The sequence below is a fragment of the Tritonibacter litoralis genome (assembly GCF_009496005.1).
Classification (GTDB): Bacteria; Pseudomonadota; Alphaproteobacteria; order Rhodobacterales; family Rhodobacteraceae; genus Epibacterium; species Epibacterium litoralis.
This window is the reverse complement of sequence record NZ_WIBF01000009.1, coordinates 75,197-90,507: the sequence shown is the minus strand read 5'-3', so window position 1 is coordinate 90,507 and position 15,311 is coordinate 75,197. Positions and strand designations below refer to the sequence as shown.

At 54.5% G+C, this 15,311-nt stretch carries 12 protein-coding genes; 2 read left to right on the top strand and 10 right to left on the bottom strand.

The annotated features are described in order from the left end of the window. Window positions 1–14: 14 nt before the first annotated feature. The 4 genes from GFB49_RS14215 to GFB49_RS14200 all read right to left on the bottom strand — a co-directional run bounded on the left by GFB49_RS14215 (window position 15) and on the right by GFB49_RS14200 (window position 5,270). On the bottom strand, window positions 15–1,787 hold the full coding sequence (locus GFB49_RS14215; protein WP_153216586.1) for a glycosyltransferase family protein: 1,773 nt from the start codon (window positions 1,785–1,787) through the stop codon (window positions 15–17). Window positions 1,788–1,821: 34 nt separating this feature from the next. Beyond that, on the bottom strand, window positions 1,822–2,922 hold the full coding sequence (locus GFB49_RS14210; RefSeq protein WP_153216585.1) for a hypothetical protein: 1,101 nt from the start codon (window positions 2,920–2,922) through the stop codon (window positions 1,822–1,824). Window positions 2,923–3,006: 84 nt separating this feature from the next. Next, entirely contained in the window at window positions 3,007–4,146 is a 1,140-nt protein-coding gene (locus GFB49_RS14205) for a hypothetical protein (RefSeq protein WP_153216584.1), read from the bottom strand. An 8-nt stretch (window positions 4,147–4,154) separates the two neighbouring features. After that, window positions 4,155–5,270, bottom strand: coding sequence for a hypothetical protein (locus GFB49_RS14200; protein ID WP_153216583.1), 1,116 nt, complete (start codon window positions 5,268–5,270; stop codon window positions 4,155–4,157). 231 nt (window positions 5,271–5,501) lie between these two features. On the opposite strand from GFB49_RS14200, the gene GFB49_RS14195 reads away from it, so the two are divergent. Both GFB49_RS14195 and glf read left to right on the top strand, forming a co-directional pair. Then, window positions 5,502–6,569, top strand: a complete 1,068-nt coding sequence (locus tag GFB49_RS14195) for a hypothetical protein (RefSeq protein WP_153216582.1) — start codon at window positions 5,502–5,504, stop codon at window positions 6,567–6,569. Next, window positions 6,569–7,741 carry a UDP-galactopyranose mutase gene (gene glf, locus GFB49_RS14190; protein ID WP_194269356.1) on the top strand — a complete coding sequence of 391 codons (1,173 nt, stop codon included), beginning with the start codon at window positions 6,569–6,571 and terminating at the stop codon, window positions 7,739–7,741. The genes GFB49_RS14195 and glf overlap by 1 nt, the downstream gene beginning before the upstream one ends. A 47-nt stretch (window positions 7,742–7,788) precedes the next feature. Here glf and GFB49_RS14185 read toward each other — a convergent pair whose 3' ends face one another. The 6 genes from GFB49_RS14185 to rfbF all read right to left on the bottom strand — a co-directional run bounded on the left by GFB49_RS14185 (window position 7,789) and on the right by rfbF (window position 15,287). Further along, window positions 7,789–9,018, bottom strand: a complete 1,230-nt coding sequence (locus GFB49_RS14185) for a hypothetical protein (protein ID WP_153216581.1) — start codon at window positions 9,016–9,018, stop codon at window positions 7,789–7,791. Window positions 9,019–9,115: 97 nt separating this feature from the next. After that, window positions 9,116–10,663 carry a glycosyltransferase family 61 protein gene (locus GFB49_RS14180; RefSeq protein WP_153216580.1) on the bottom strand — a complete coding sequence of 516 codons (1,548 nt, stop codon included), beginning with the start codon at window positions 10,661–10,663 and terminating at the stop codon, window positions 9,116–9,118. Between the two features lie 44 nt (window positions 10,664–10,707). Next, complete coding sequence (locus GFB49_RS14175; protein WP_153216579.1) at window positions 10,708–11,628, bottom strand: NAD-dependent epimerase/dehydratase family protein; 921 nt, start codon at window positions 11,626–11,628, stop codon at window positions 10,708–10,710. Continuing rightward, on the bottom strand, window positions 11,625–12,737 hold the full coding sequence (gene rfbG, locus GFB49_RS14170; RefSeq protein ID WP_153216578.1) for a CDP-glucose 4,6-dehydratase: 1,113 nt from the start codon (window positions 12,735–12,737) through the stop codon (window positions 11,625–11,627). Before rfbG ends, GFB49_RS14175 begins: the two co-directional genes overlap by 4 nt. 116 nt (window positions 12,738–12,853) lie before the next feature. Then, complete coding sequence (locus GFB49_RS14165; protein WP_153216577.1) at window positions 12,854–14,416, bottom strand: hypothetical protein; 1,563 nt, start codon at window positions 14,414–14,416, stop codon at window positions 12,854–12,856. A 109-nt stretch (window positions 14,417–14,525) separates the two neighbouring features. Beyond that, window positions 14,526–15,287: a glucose-1-phosphate cytidylyltransferase gene (gene rfbF / locus GFB49_RS14160; protein WP_153216576.1), complete on the bottom strand. Its 762-nt coding sequence runs from the start codon at window positions 15,285–15,287 to the stop codon at window positions 14,526–14,528. Window positions 15,288–15,311 lie beyond the last annotated feature (24 nt).

Here is a 15,311-nt window from a genome sequence, read left to right as displayed (position 1 = left end):
AGTCGAGGTCCAGATCATTCAGATGTGTCCAGTGTCTTTTCCCAATAGGATTTGCTTGCCATCTCAGCGTATCCTTTGCGGTGCGCGGCTTTGATCGCATCATAGTTGCGGCAGAACTCGCGTGTCAGCGAAATTGCCTCTTTGACGATCCGGAAAAAACGGCGCTTGTCGTGGTTCCGGGTATAAGCCTTGTCGCGGTTGGTGTTCACAAAGGTGACCTGCGACGCCCCCAGCGCATGATAGACCAGCCCGCGGTGTTTGATTTCCAATGTGATGCGGCTGCCGATGCGGCTCCAAAAGGGGATCAGATGACCGTTCAGCGTCAAAAGACCCAAGCGGGTGCGCCACGACCGGGGCAGGCGGCCAATGTTGCGAAAACGGCGTTCCTGAGGCTGCGTTTCAATGGGTTGCCAGGCTTCATCGGCGGCCAGCTCTTTGATATCGCCACGGCGGGCGCTCATATCGATGTTTTTGTCAAAGAATTCGGGCCCCGACATCACATCACGCCAGGCCATCAGCTGCACTTCGGCGGTGGAGTAATGCATCCGCAAAAGCGAGCGCAGAATAAACCGCAACGGCACTTTTGCGGTGCCCAATGGGCTGCGGCTGAGGCTGTCAAACACCAGGTGATGGTGAATGTGGTTGCGCAGATCCAGATACAGCGTTTGCGCGCTTTCTTTTTCAGTGAAGTCATCCTGGAAGGACACAACCCCATTTAGGGTCTGAATGTGAAAGTCATTGGCGATAGAGAAAGAGATATCATCGCCGCGCACAAAGAACGGGAACGGGTAGTGTTTGACGGCGGCAATCGGGAAGGCAAAGAACCACCAGCCACCATAAAGCGTGGCGGGTTTGGGATCATTCACCGCGTGCTGCATGCGCATCATCTGGGCGGAACTGCGCAGGTTTGTGCCACCCCACAGCGGCCGGCACGCGCCGTCAAACCAGGCACCGCTTTCCCAGATCGCCCATTTGTTGGTGGTATTGATCATCGCGCCTGCGACGGCAGTTTTAGGATCACGCGCAAAGGCCAGCATCATATAGGTGCGGGCGATGTTCTCCATATGAAATGACGCATCATCATCCATAAACAAACAATGGCTGGCCCCGGCGGCTTCGGCCTCCAGCAGGCCGCGGGCAAACCCGCCCGCGCCGCCCAGATTGCGGTTGGGGTAGGGGGTCACATGATCGCTTTTACTGATCTCTGCGCTTTGCCCATTGTCGACCACCTGAACCCGGATGTGATCGGCCAGGGGAAAGCTCTGCAAAAACGCTTGCAGCCGGGCGACGGTTTCCTGCACCTCGGCCTCGCGTTTGAAGGTGGTGATCGACACAGTCAGATCCGGCAACGTATCCGGCGGGCTTTGGGTGGCAAATCGCGCCGCGTGCAGGCGCACTTGGTCGCCAATTGCAGTCAAGGACAGGGACAAAACCCCGCCTGCGCCGTGAAACCGGCTGAGGTCCACCACATACGGCGTATCAGGCTGCAACGTGACGACCGTCCGGTGCACCACTTCGTCGGACCGCCCCGTCGGAGAATGGGTGACCTGCAGCTCAACTTCGCCTGTGCCATTCAGTTCCAGGAACAACCCGTCCAACGCGCAGTCCCGCCAGCTGTCCAGATTAAAGATGTTGAAATAGGTCTTGAACGACAAACGCGACGACCGCGGGATCACATAGGCGCCGCTGTCATAGGAAAACCCAACCACCCCCTGTTCACGGTGATAAAGCGACTGCTCGGTGCAGATGCCGGGCTCAGGAGCGAGGAAGTTTTGCAGCGTAATCATAAGGCGTCCGTGCGTGGTATTGACAGAAACAGGATCAAAGGTCCCGCTTTAGAGTCTCAATAAAGGTTTTCAGTTCCGGGTTGGGCAGGCTGTCTGGATCGATTGCATCAAGGAGGGCGCGCCCCGCCTCGAGTATGGGGGTAGAACGAGGTTGGAGCGCCGCGTCGAGATCCGCAAAAAACGCAGACGTTCCTTGGATTTCGGCCAAGCGCGCGTCGATTGGGGCAAAGTCCTCCACCAATTTGGCGCGATGATCAGCGCCAAAGACTTCGATGTCACCATTGGCCACCGGCGACAGCGCCTTGCCTTTGGTTTGCAGAAACCGCGACAGCGCCAGCGTGTCGCTGTGTTGCAGCGCCTGAGTGGCCTGGGCCATGATGGAAAATGCGGCCAAGGGTAGGCTTTCGTTGGCGCGGCCTGGTGGGGAAATCCCGTCTTGCGGCAGGGCCAGTCCTGTTTGGGCGACAAAATCCTCGATCGAGCCACCGGCCGCCAGAATGTCGGCATAATTGCGCAGTGTCAGCTGTGCCTCGGGCATATGGTCGACCCAGGCGTTGACGACCATGGCATAGTCAAAATGGATCGTTCCATAATACTGCGCGGCACCGGTTTCATGGAGGGGTGCCACGTTTTTCTCACCCACCTTGAGCCGTTGGCCGTGCCAAGAGGTTATGTATTGGTCCGGGCGGCGCAGCGCGCAATAGACCTGCATCTCGGCATCTGGAAAAATGTCCCGCAGCACCGTGACCAAATTGGCGTCAACCTGACCAAAGTTTGAGAAGGCTTCAGAGCACAGGACCACGGTTTCTGGCTGTAGCGCGGTGACCTGGCTGCGGATGGCGCGGATCATCTGATCCGTGGGGGGGACATCGGAAAACTGGCGTGGGATCGGGCGGCCCGACACATCTGCGATCATGCGATAGGCCAGTGCCGAATGCGGTTCACGAACCCGTATCGGTTCTTTGACAATCGGATCTTTTTGCAGCGCTTGGCGCAGGTTTGCGGCAAAGCCATGGCCTTCGATGCTTGGGTAGAGGATCCCATTTTTGATCAATACGCGCCAGTTTTCGGCCAAAAAAGCTTGCAAGGCGGTAGAGCCAACCTTGTGGTGGCCGATGTAGAAAATGATCTTCATGGTTGCCTGTGTGTGGGGCCTGTCTGTATCGGACCTATCCTGCGTCATCCGTCCCTAACATGATCGCGCGCGAATGTCAGAGATTTATAGCAATATTTCCTGTTTCAAAGCCCGCAAAAGGCCGCGCAGCGGGGCGGGTTGGAACAGCGGCCAATGGCTGCGCCGCAGCGCTTTGAAACTGTCGCTCGTCGCTTGATCCAATGACAGCGCGGGCGAGATGCTCATGGCATCCAGATCAGGAAACAGCGCGGTACCGTCCTTGTGGAATTGGCTGATCTGGTCGTGGATCGGCGCAAAGGCTTCGTGCATCTGTGCGCGCAGGTCGCTGCAGAAAAAGTCGATCTGCTCATCCCGCGGCAAGGCCCGGCGGGTTTGGGTGGTTGTGATGGCGTCCTGCAGCAAAGCCTGCGCGCTTGGATCATCCGTCAGGTGATTGGCGCGGCGTAAAACCTCGCTCCAAGCCAGAAGGTCAGCCTGGGTGGGTTCAGGATCTGATAGGGTGAGGTCGGTCGGCACCGGGACCTTGGCCTGTTTGATAAAATCCCGCACCAGACCGCCAGAAGCGGCAACATCCTGGGGGCTGCGCAGAATAATCTGCGCCTCTGGAAAGCTTTTCTGCCAGGGTTCCAGCAATTTGGAATAGTCGAAATGAACGCTGTCGAAATAGGCATTTTGCATTGAGGCGGCGAGCGTATCTAGCTTTTCTCCAGCAGCAATGCGGGCGTGGTGCACATGGGGCAGATGCAGATCCGGGCGCTGTAGGACGCAATAGATCGCAACATCATACCCCTTGAGCAGTGCTGCCATCCGATCCATCGCGGCAGTGTCGTAATGGGCCGCCAAAGCCAACTCGGGTGCGGACAGCACAAGCGTTTCGGGTTTCAGTTGCGCAATCTGCGCCTCAATCGTTTTGACCTGCTGCACCACATAGGGCAGCGCTGAGAATGCCGGTGGCACCACATGGGGCGGCCGGTCTTGACCATTTGGATGCGCGGACCACAAGGCATGCGCCAAAGCAGTGTGCGGCGCTTGGATCAATGTGTTGTGTGACGGTTTTTGGTCAGCCGTTCTGATCAGGGAGCACAGGTTATGCGCCACGCCTTCGGCTTCGACGCTGGGATACAGTACGCCGTTTTCCATCAGCGCACCCCAGTTATGGGCCAAAAACTGTTGCAATTGGGCGGCATCAGGCTGAGCGTGGCCGATATGTAGAAGAGCGCGCATCGGGTGACTCAGACGGCGGCTAAATTGGCTTTGCGGGTTTCAACGGCAAGCGACACCCGCGTTTGGTGAAAGAAGCTGGTCCAATTGACATCTTCCATGTCCAGCATATTGGACAGGAACCCGGCCATCACCCGCAGCGAATGGATTTCCGCCGCCGAGAGGTAATCTGCGGGATCTACTGATTGGGCCCGACGCGGTCCCGAACGCACAGCGGCATGCAGTTCATTTTCCAACAGAGGCTGACCGTCAAAGAAAGCACGATCTATGGAACGGGCATCTTCGAGGTAGATATCGCGGATCTCCTTGGCCAGGCCGCGGTGCATCCGCAGCTTCTGACGGTCAGGGCCGGGCGGCTGCTGGCTGACCTGGCGCAGATATTCCCAACCGATCTGGTGGCGCAGGGGTGGTTTCTTGTCCATTAGGTTCAGCTGCAAAACCTTGAGCCGCATCAGATCCGTCAGCTCCAGCGATTCATTGCTGTCGTCATCTCCACGCAGGGTATACGGCTCGTCCGGGAAGGCATGTTCGATAAAATCTGTAACCACCGAACCCGCGCGCAATTGGCTGCGGATCATCGGGCGCAGCAGGAAATTGTCACCGTAAAGTTCGCGCCAAAGGTTGAAACGCGGGAAATAGTCGAAGGAACCGGTCTCCCGTCGCATCTCGGCAAATTCCCCGATGGTCTGGCGCAACGCGCGTGGCGCGCCAATTTTGGTGCATTCGCAGAACGAAGAGACAATGCGGGGCGCATGCGGGCGCACATAGGCAATCACCCGGATCTGGTCCGCGGTGTCGGCAAAGAAGAGGTCAACAATCTGTTTGAAGACCTTTGGGGGAACCCGCTCAAATTCTTCGGCAGAGATTACAACATAATCCGCCTCTGATGCGCGGATACGGTCCGCCAAGGCCTGCAAAGGCGTGGCGGCTTTCTGTTTCTCTGTCTCCGTCTCGGCCCGGTCCCAGGCAAGAAACCGTCGTTTGAGCACATTGGATGCCAATTCCGCCGGGTAAAGCAGGGTCTTGCGATCCAAAGAAATGCGGCCTTCGGCAAAAGCATACTGAATGGAGGTCGATCCGGTTTTATGATCGCCAATGTGAAAAATGAGCGTCTTATGCGCGGACATCGGTAGGAAAAACCTTCATTTGTACTCTTCCGGCAAGATCTAGAGGATTTTGCAGAGAGGAACAACACAGGAGGCGAGTGGGAGCGGGGCCGCGAGGGGCATTGATTGTTCAAACAGCAACGCGTCGCGGTTTCGAGCGGTTTTGGTTTGCGCCGTTTGGACAAAATGGAGTAGGTGTTTGGCCAAAGTGTTTCTTGGGGTCACAGGTGCGACCACTGACGAGGTAAGGCGTTGAAGCAAAGACTAATTTTCCACATCGGCGCGCATCGAACGGCGACCACTGCGTTACAACAGTATCTGTTCCAGAATATCCAACCCCTGCGCCGCAACGGCTTTTTGTACCCGTTTAAGGTGCGCAGACACACGCAGTTGATCCACAATCTGTTTTCAAAAAACAGAACGCCTGATCAGATCATCACACGGCTACAAGAGCGGGTCGCAGCCCACAAACGCCCTCTGCATACAATCATCATCAGCGATGAAGATATCTGTATGCAGCGCAATCTAAAAATCTTGGGAAAATTCCGTAACGCCTTTGACGTCAATGTGGTTTTTTCCCTGCGGCGTCAGGATCTGTGGCTGGAGAGCTGGTATCTGCAAAACATCAAATGGCAGTGGAACCCCAAGCTTGCGCATATAACGCTGGATCGGTTTATGGCACGCCGTGAGGATTTCCATTGGATCCATTACGACCGCTATGTGCGCCATCTGGAGGATGTGTTTGGCCGCGAGAATGTGATCCTGAATGTCTTTGAGAAACAGCAGATGCCCGAGGGTCCGATTCGTATGTTCTGCGACAGCATCGGATTGACGCCGACGGATGCGTTTTCGGATACCCGGACCATTAACCCGAGCTTTTCGGGGAAGATGTCAGAGTTTTTGCGTCATCTGCCGCTGGATGAAGCGCCAAACGCATACCGCCGGGTGTTGACCAAAGCCTGCGCGCGGATCGACCAGGAGCAGAACAAAGGCGTTAAGGGCAGCAGCCTGTTGTTGCCGCATGACGACCGTCACAAGATCCTGGCGAGTTATGAGGCCGGAAACCGCGCCCTGGCGCAGCGCTATTTTGATCGTGATGACCTGTTCCTGGAGGCTTTGCCGGGTCCGGATGCACCTATTGCGGATATGCAACTGCCGCAAGATCCGGCTCAGCTGATGCAGGATTTTGTGGCTCCCCTGCTGAGTGAGATTATTGCTCACGAAAAATCGCGCAAAGCCCCGGCCAAGAAACAACCCGCATCCGCCGATGAAGAGGCCGAAGAAACAGTGCCACAGATGGTGGCGGAAAAGGACCTGTAATGCTTCCCAAGAAATTGTTGATGGTTGGTGCCGGACTTTCAGGCGCGGTGATCGGACGGCATCTGGCGGAGGCCGGTCACGAGATCACGGTGGTGGACGCGCGCAGCCATATCGGCGGCAATTGCCACACCGAGCGGGATGAAAAGACCGGCGTCAATGTGCATGTCTATGGGCCGCATATCTTTCACACCGATGACGGCGAAGTCTGGGATTATGTGAACAAGTTCGAGACGTTTCTGCCCTATAAGAACCGGGTCAAAACCACGAGCCTGGATCCCGAGGGCAAGCGTGGCGTGTTTTCCCTGCCGATCAACCTGCACACCATCAACCAGTTCTTTGGCAAAACGATGCGCCCGGATGAGGCGCGTGATTTTATCGTGAATGAACAGGCGGACACCTCGATCAGTGATCCCCAGACCTTTGAAGAGCAGGCGATGCGCTTTGTGGGCAAGGATCTTTATGAGGCGTTTTTCAAGGGCTACACCATCAAACAATGGGGCATGCATCCATCAGAGCTGCCCGCGTCCATCCTGAAGCGCCTGCCGGTGCGGTTTAATTACGACGACAATTACTTCTTCCACAAATACCAGGGCATGCCGGAAAACGGCTATACCGCGATGATCGAGAAAATCCTCGACCACCCGGGAATTACCGTCAAGTTAGAGACTGTTTTTGACCGCGCCATGGGCGAAGGTTTTGACCATGTCTTCTATTCCGGGCCTTTGGATGGCTACTTCAACTATGAGCTTGGCCGTCTGGGATATCGGACGCTGGATTTTGAACGGTTTGAGTTTGACGGCGACTATCAGGGTTGCGCGGTGATGAATTACGGCGAAGAGGCCGTGCCCTATACCCGCATCACCGAGCACAAGCATTTCTCCCCCTGGGAAGAACACGAAGGCTCGGTCTGCTACCGCGAGTTTTCGCGCGCCGCTGAACCCGAAGACATCCCTTATTACCCGATCCGCCAGGTGAAGGAAAAAGCCCAGCTGGCCGATTATGTGGCCCTGGCCGAACAGACCAAGGGCGTGACCTTTGTGGGGCGTCTTGGCACCTATCGGTATCTGGACATGGATGTCACCATCCGCGAAGCCCTGGACACTGCGCGCAGCTTTGAGGTGGCGCTGGACAAGGGTGAAAAAGCACCGGCGTTCTTTGTGGCGCCGGTTTGAGGGGCGGAAGAGATAAGCAGATCGGGGTTGATCTGCATATCTTCAGTTTATTCGGATGCAGTTTGAGTCAGCTTTCCGTTTAGTTGTTTTGACGTACCGTCAGCGAAGAGTGAGACAAAGATTTTCTCGTCCTCGGGCAAATCTGGCAGCCGCATCGTAAAACGCCAGCCACCGCAGATATTGTGGCGTGAGGGGTATGTTTTGCGCACGTCTGGCCGGGAAAAACCTGTCTCGGCATAGCCAAGAACACCTTTGGACTGGGATGAAATCACGATCTCCACAGGTGTCGAGCGCACTACATACCAACCGGACAGTTCGACAATTCCGTCCTCATAGGTTGACTTACCCAGAGACAAGAGCATGTCTGATATAGGATACTGGGTCACATCATCGAAGATATCTTTGTGCTCTACAGTGTAGGACGGAGCGATTGAGCGGAAATGCTTCCAGGCTCCGCCACCGAAATGCACGATGGTGGGTGACACTTCGTTGAGGCGATTGATAAAATGCCCTGGCATGTGCTCTTCAACCAGATCCATACCGCCACCGCAGAGGTGTAGGATCGTGTCTTCTGGAAACTGAGTGAATAGATCGGGGCGTTCATGACGGATGACCCGGGTTATATCCTGATCATGCCAGGCGTGATCGCGGATAAGCTCGGTCGGTAGCTTGGGAAAGCGAGTCTTGATCTCGTCAAATAGAGTGGCCATAACGTCCGGCTTAGCGATAACAAAGCCGATGTTGACCTCGTGACGGCCACCTTGATAGTCCCAATCACCGGTATGCTGGCGATACCAGAAATCTTTCTTCCAGAGGTTTGTGCCCGGAAAAATTGGATAATCTTCCTGAGTATAGTTTACACGGCCGTTTTCAGCATGCTTGAAGAGAGGGCGGATGTCATGCTGGAAGTAAAGATCATTGTCGCTGATTGCGACGGCATCATAGTCTTGGCCATGTTCTGCAAACCACTCAAGATATATAATCTTGCTCATGCGCTTATTGCGATAAATGCGAAATTCGCGCAATGCTTCGGCTTCGCTGAGATCCGGAAACTGAGACCGCCAGTCCATCTCTTCCTCAGCCCATTTCATCTCGCTGACATGATATCCGATGTCCAGTTTGTCCAAATAGGCCCGGGCCCGGTCTGACAAGGAGGTGGACAGGACCCAGATTTCCTGATCATAGGCGCCATAAGATGGATCCCGCAATGTTTGCGTCATCAGGTGAGAGGCTGCCAGCTGAGGGTCATTTGCCGTAAAAAGAATGGCGGTTTTCATGTGATGTCCTTATGCGCCTGAGGCTCATATCCCTTATGCAACACCTGATGGCGCGCGGCCATTCGGTTCTTGCATATTCAAGTGCAGATCGCTGTCTTTAGGAGCCTGCGATTTCTGTAATAGCCATGAGTGTTTGGGCAACGTCTATACTCCAGGGGGCTGCCCACCCTTCGGCTTGGGTTTTCGCTTGGCTTTGGCCGAAGATATAGTGCAGTTCCATGGGGACATATGTTGCGATGTCGCTCAGCGCCCGATCTGCCATCAGATCTGGAACCAGTGCGACAACCTTGGGCGTCTGCCTGGCGTATGCAAGATTCAACAGGCCAGATCCCATAGGGCCGACAACCAGTTCCGCGTCTGCAAACAGCGCTATTTTTTCAATTTCGGATACGGTTCCTGGGGCGAGGATATGGAACCCTTGATCCTTCAGACCGTCAATGAGCGCGGCTTCTGCAGCAAAGGGCCGTCTGCCGGGAACGTCACTGCGGGCGACGTAGATGCGTTTATGGCGTGGCGTCTGGGCCAGGGTCTTGCGCGCTTTGGCCAGACCTGTGTCACTGTCTGCGCGGTTCCAGAACAAGGTGAGGAAGGTCGCAAATTGCTCGGATAGAAATTTGCTGTGGCAGCCGGGCGCGCTGGGGACGACCAGTTCCTCGCATTGGGCCGGGTGTTTGGGATTGTATCGCACGATCTCGTCAGACGAGAACCCAAGCATGTTGAGCTGGGCCAGCGCGTAATCGGGAGCATCCTGCGGAATCAGCAAACGCACGTCTTCGTTCTGCAGCTGGTGTAGGCCCCACAGCCGTGGCAAATACTCAAAAATCCAATGCCCAAAAGGTTCCTTGTGCAGGCTTTCTCCAGAGGTCAGATCGATATGATATCCGCTGGCCCCCAGAAATCGCGTGCCTATGAACATGCAACGCCCAGGGATCTTCTGAGGTGGTCCAGCACCATGTAGGGCGACCCGGTTTCCGTGTAGTGGTGTGATATGACCACGGGCTTCCTGCAGCAGGCGCTGAAAGAACTCATGGTCATAGGGGTAGCCGCGAAACCCCTCCCGCAAAAGCGCCCCGTTGCGGGTGTAAATGGCGGAGTATCCGGAAACGATCGCCTCTTTGACCCGGACCAGGTTCTGCTCAGGGACGTAGCGGGGGGCTGTATACCACTTGTGAGCTGCGGCCTTGGGGTGCATTTCGCTGAAAAAGCGAATACTCGCAGGCGCAGGGGGCGTTACCCATGTGGCAGCGTTTACCGGTTGTGTGGTGATATCGGGGCTTGTGAAGATCTTGGCGTGATCAAGCGTGAGGATCAGATCAGCTGTTACAGGGTGAACCCGGGGAGTGTTGCCATTCTCATCTGCTGGGGACAGATTAAACCCAACCGACAATCGGCTGAGCGTGGTGACTGGCCCATAATACGTGATCCGCCATTTGACATGCTCACCGGCGCGTAGCGGCAGGCCATCCTTTAGATCTTGGACTTCGACCCGCAGACCTGTTTGAGCCTGTGCGACGGTGTGTGTGTCGATCTGCAGTGTTGGCGTTGCGTGCTGAAACCGGCTAAAGCCTGTCACACAAACATATCCGATTTGCGCATCCAGTTCTGCGTTCAGAATGCCGAAGTTCTGATCTTTTAATACGTTCATAACGAAGACTTCTGTGCCAGATTACAAATGAGTTGACCGGTGGGTCACGTGCTGCTGCCAGCGGTTATCATCTGCTGAATGCCCTTGGTTAGACAGTATTCAGGGTACCAGCCTGGGACGCGTGGCCCTTTAACATATGGCGACATCACCTCACTTATCTTGTAGGGGACCGCCCCCCAAGATACGTTGATTTCGCCACCGGTGATTTTCTCGACTTGGGCCACAAGGTCACGCAGACTCACAGGCGTTCCGGAAATCGCAAAATATTCTTCTATGATTGAGTGGTCCGGTTCGGCCCCAAATATGCGTTGTGCGGCCAGTTCCATGGCCGAAATCACATCGTCAACATGCACAAGGTCAAGCAGCTGGTGACCGGGCGAAAGCTTTAGCTCCCGCTTGTTCACGGTTGCATCGATGAGCAAACGCAAAAGCCGCAGGCGAGGGTCATTGGGGCCGTAGATGACGGAGGGTTTGACTGTGATCACCTGGGCCGGATTGCTGCGCTGGTAATAACGCAGAATTTCCAGGGCCGCGCGTTTGCTGGCGGCATAAAGACTGTTGGGATCTAGGCTGCCGTCTTCTGCGTTTTCCAAATAGGTGCCTACATTGACCATCCGGATTGTGCCCTGTTGGGCCATGGCTTCCAGCAGGGCAGAGAAGAGAATGATATTGCTGGTCAGCAGATCATCCATGTCATCAGGTCGATGATCGGTTAACACTCGCCCTGCGCAATGAAGGATTAGATCAGGTTGCGCCGTTGACACGGCCTTTAGGATGTCTGGTGTTGTGGTAGCAGCTTCCAGGATACGATGGGGTGGCAATACACCTCGTAGCGATTGAGTCTGGGAGCTGGGGCGCACAAGGGCAAAGATCTCTGCTGAACTTTGGGACAGGTGGTTCAGCAATTCCTGTCCCAAAAAGCCGGTGCAGCCGGTAATCAGGATGCGTTTGCCTTGCCAATTCATGCGGCGCACACACGATTGGACATGACGGAAATCTGTTCCGCAACAATGCTTCGCCGTTGCTCAGGCGATGTGGCTTTGTACCAATTCGCGGTCATCGTAAGCATGTCGCTGGCATTAAACTGTGGATACCAGTGCAAGTGTTGGCGCGCAGCGGTGCAATCCAGTTTGAGCAATGTAGCTTCATGAGGGTCGGCATCAGAGGTAATCACCTGCCATTGGAAACGATCGCCAATATCGTCGGCAAGCCCGCCAATCACATCTGCAACCCGAAGATTCATATCGTCTGAAGGGCCAAAGTTCCAACCTTTTGCACAAAGCTCCGGGGACGAATATGCATGTTCTGCAAGGCGCAAATATCCGGACAGGGGCTCCAGGACATGCTGCCAGGGACGCACCGCATCCGGTTTGCGAATTGTCAGCATCTCCTCGGCAATCAACGCACGCATCGCGTCAGGAATAAGCCGGTCAACACTCCAGTCGCCACCGCCGATCACATTACCCGCGCGCCCCGAGGTGATCACCACGCCGTGGTCGTCAAGGCGGTCAACTGGGAAGAAAGAGTTGCGATAAGAGGATGTGACCAGTTCCGTACAGCCCTTGCTGTTGGAATATGGGTCATGGCCACCCATGGCATCGGTCTCGCGGTATCCCCAGATCTGTTCGCGGTTTTCATAACATTTGTCGCTGCTGACAACGACAACCGAGCGCAGGGATGCAAGGTTGCGGCACGCCTCCAGCAGATGCACGGTTCCCATGACATTGGTAGCATAGGTTTCGACGGGTTCGACATAGGACAGGCGCACCAACGGCTGAGCCGCCATATGGATGATGATTTCCGGCTGGAATGCATGAATGGCTGCCTTAAGCGCCGCACCATCGCGAATATCGCCCACTTGATGTTCCATACGCGATGCCAGCTGCATCTCATCAAAGAAGCTTTGATAGCCCTCGGGCAGCCCGTCCGCGACAGGTGCCAGCGCAAAACCACGCAGCTCGGCCCCCATATCCAGCAGCCAGGCCGACAACCAACTGCCCTTAAAGCCGGTATGCCCGGTCATAAATACACGGCGTCCCTGCCAGAAACGTGTCGTTAGAATAGGGGTAGACATACGAAACCTCCTGAAGTCCATACCGAGTAGGTCCTGTTTAATGTCCCATGACAGTCAGAGGCGAGATCGCTTTGCCCCCAGAAACATTTCTAGGCGTGGTGGTGTGTTGCAGTGTTTTAGTCAGTGTTGTGGGGAGAAATACCCAAGTGATTTGACAGCAAAGCTGTGGAGGCTTCCCATATGCCTGTCCATTCCATATCGTAACTGCTGGATAGATAAGGGCCATCCTCTGCATTCAAGTAGTATTCAGGCTTGACGTAGATTCTCGGAGTACAGTTTTCCCGCATATAAGCTGTTGCACGAAACTGTGGGATACTTTGGGGGGGAGTGTGCAGGACAGCAGGGCGATTAGTGAGCCAGCCTGTCCATAAAAAGCCGGACCCCATAGGTTGAACGGAAAAGGTCGGGATTTCAGCCCACAGTATTTTCTCGTAAACGTCGCAACCAATAACGCTTTGATAGTTTTCTATTCCTGTTTTGTGAAGGATCTCCGCAAGAATCTCATCCTCAGCAGACATGTGTTTCTGATTGGCATTCTGAAGGGCCTGTTGGGTGCGAACGTTTGATTCACCTTCGTCCAATCGCGTGTGACCGTCAAAAATGAAGAAACAGCCGTCATAGTTTTCCTGCATCTTCTGGATGAATTGCGACAAACCATCTGTTTGGCCACGCCATGACCGATGGATATTACGCAAGAGTATCCAAATTATAACTTTATTGTCGGAGGCTACATTGCGGATTTCTTCCTGTCTGGCCTTCTCCACGCGTGCCTGTGAAACCGTAATCATGCGTTTTGCCAAAGCTTCGGACGCGATGTAGTCCGTGTGCAAGCCGACCATCAAGTCATTTTGCAAAACGTGGGTGAAGATTTCGTCGTCAGACTGAGGTGAGCCTTTAACGGCAGAGTGAGGAAAAACAGCCCGGCAATTTACAGGGGAACGTCTGCTGAATATCGCGCGGCTCATCGGATCACGATCCTGCGCGCGCTGCAAACCGTTCATGAAATTCCAGTAATAATGTGCTATATTTTCTGAATATAGCAAATTGCAATACGACCGGTTCGTACGTGTTTCGTAAGCACTCGCTTCTTCTGCGTATTTTCCGAGTTGTAGAAGAAAGTCGCCAACCCAAGTTTCGGGATTTTTTCCCCATCGCCCATTGTAACTTTTGAACATAAGCAGCAATGCGTTTTGCTCGTCGTACAGCGCTAGCAAGTTGCCCAGTGCGCCATTTGCAATGAGATAAAAATCACGATTTTCGTCTGAAAATTTATATGCTATCGTTGGCCAGTTTTCGGATGTAATTACGTACGATGCCGTTGCCCGAAGCCATGCTTCAGAGAAAACGGATTTTACAGAAAACGTGGCGTTTTGCGCCAAAGTTCGCTGATATAGTGTGAAGCGGTCAAAGCTATCAATTTCCTTCTTTATCGCGTCAAAGTCCTCGACCTCAGCACCTAACTCTCCGGGGCTGTTTAGGCTGGCAATGAAACGGTCAACGTACGCTTCTCGTCCGACAAACGAAAGACCTGCCTGCTGGCAGTTCTCGCTCTCAATCGCATGGTTCATGCCAGTTATGCGGAGAACATTCTCGAGAAGGATGCCCGCGTCTTTGAGCACGCTCCGTGACTGGTCGTCTAATTTATTTAGATAAATGACTTTAGGTGAAACTTTGGACAAGATGTCTTCTTTGGCCGAAAGCCGCGCTGTGGCCAAAGAAGACGATACGATTTTATTATGGGGAAGCATTCAGAATAGAGCCAATCTGGTTTTCTAGCTAATTGTTAGGTCACCAAAGTTTCCAAGGTGCTTTGGACGCGGACCACAGGTTCTCTAGGTGATTTTTGTCACGTAGTGTGTCCATGGGTTGCCAGAAGCCATCGTGGAGATAGGCGGCCATTTCACCCTGTTCGACCAGGCGGTGCATCGGTTCCTGTTCCCACATGGTGTCTTGGTCGATCACCTCAAGCGCGTCAGGCTCCAGAACAAAGAAGCCACCATTGATGCGCCCGCCTTCGCCACGTGGTTTTTCAACAAAGCCCGTGACATTGTGGCTTTCCAGCTCCAACAGGCCAAAGCGGCCCGGAGGGGCAACCGCGGTGACGGTTGCTTTTTTGCCGTGTGATTTGTGGAACTCCACAAGTTTTGTGATGTTGATATCACCCACACCGTCGCCATAGGTCATACAGAAGGTATCATCCAGAAGGTGGGCGACCCGTTTCAAACGCCCCCCGGTCAGCGTGTGTTCACCGGTGTCAATCAGGCTGATGCGCCAGGGTTCCGCACGGGCTTGATGAACCTCGATCTCACCGCTGGCAAGATCCATGGTCACATTGGACATGTGCAGCGCATAATTGGCAAAGAAGTCCTTGATCACGTAGCCTTTGTAGCCCAGGCAAATCACAAAGTCGGTTATGCCATAGGCTGTGTAGATCTTCATGATGTGCCAAAGGATCGGGCGACCGCCGATTTCAACCATGGGTTTTGGTTTCAGCGCGGTTTCTTCGGAGAGCCGCGTCCCCAGGCCTCCGGCAAGGATGACTGCTTTCATAACGAAGGGTCCCTCTTAAAAAGT

Coding starts and splice junctions, on each gene's coding strand:
- GFB49_RS14215 (WP_153216586.1), bottom strand. CDS start 1,787: ATGATTACGCTGCAAAACTTCCTCGCTCCTGAGCCCGGCATCTGCACC.
- GFB49_RS14210 (WP_153216585.1), bottom strand. CDS start 2,922: ATGAAGATCATTTTCTACATCGGCCACCACAAGGTTGGCTCTACCGCC.
- GFB49_RS14205 (WP_153216584.1), bottom strand. CDS start 4,146: ATGCGCGCTCTTCTACATATCGGCCACGCTCAGCCTGATGCCGCCCAA.
- GFB49_RS14200 (WP_153216583.1), bottom strand. CDS start 5,270: ATGTCCGCGCATAAGACGCTCATTTTTCACATTGGCGATCATAAAACC.
- glf (WP_194269356.1), top strand. CDS start 6,569: ATGCTTCCCAAGAAATTGTTGATGGTTGGTGCCGGACTTTCAGGCGCG.
- GFB49_RS14185 (WP_153216581.1), bottom strand. CDS start 9,018: ATGAAAACCGCCATTCTTTTTACGGCAAATGACCCTCAGCTGGCAGCC.
- GFB49_RS14180 (WP_153216580.1), bottom strand. CDS start 10,663: ATGAACGTATTAAAAGATCAGAACTTCGGCATTCTGAACGCAGAACTG.
- GFB49_RS14175 (WP_153216579.1), bottom strand. CDS start 11,628: ATGAATTGGCAAGGCAAACGCATCCTGATTACCGGCTGCACCGGCTTT.
- rfbG (WP_153216578.1), bottom strand. CDS start 12,737: ATGTCTACCCCTATTCTAACGACACGTTTCTGGCAGGGACGCCGTGTA.
- rfbF (WP_153216576.1), bottom strand. CDS start 15,287: ATGAAAGCAGTCATCCTTGCCGGAGGCCTGGGGACGCGGCTCTCCGAA.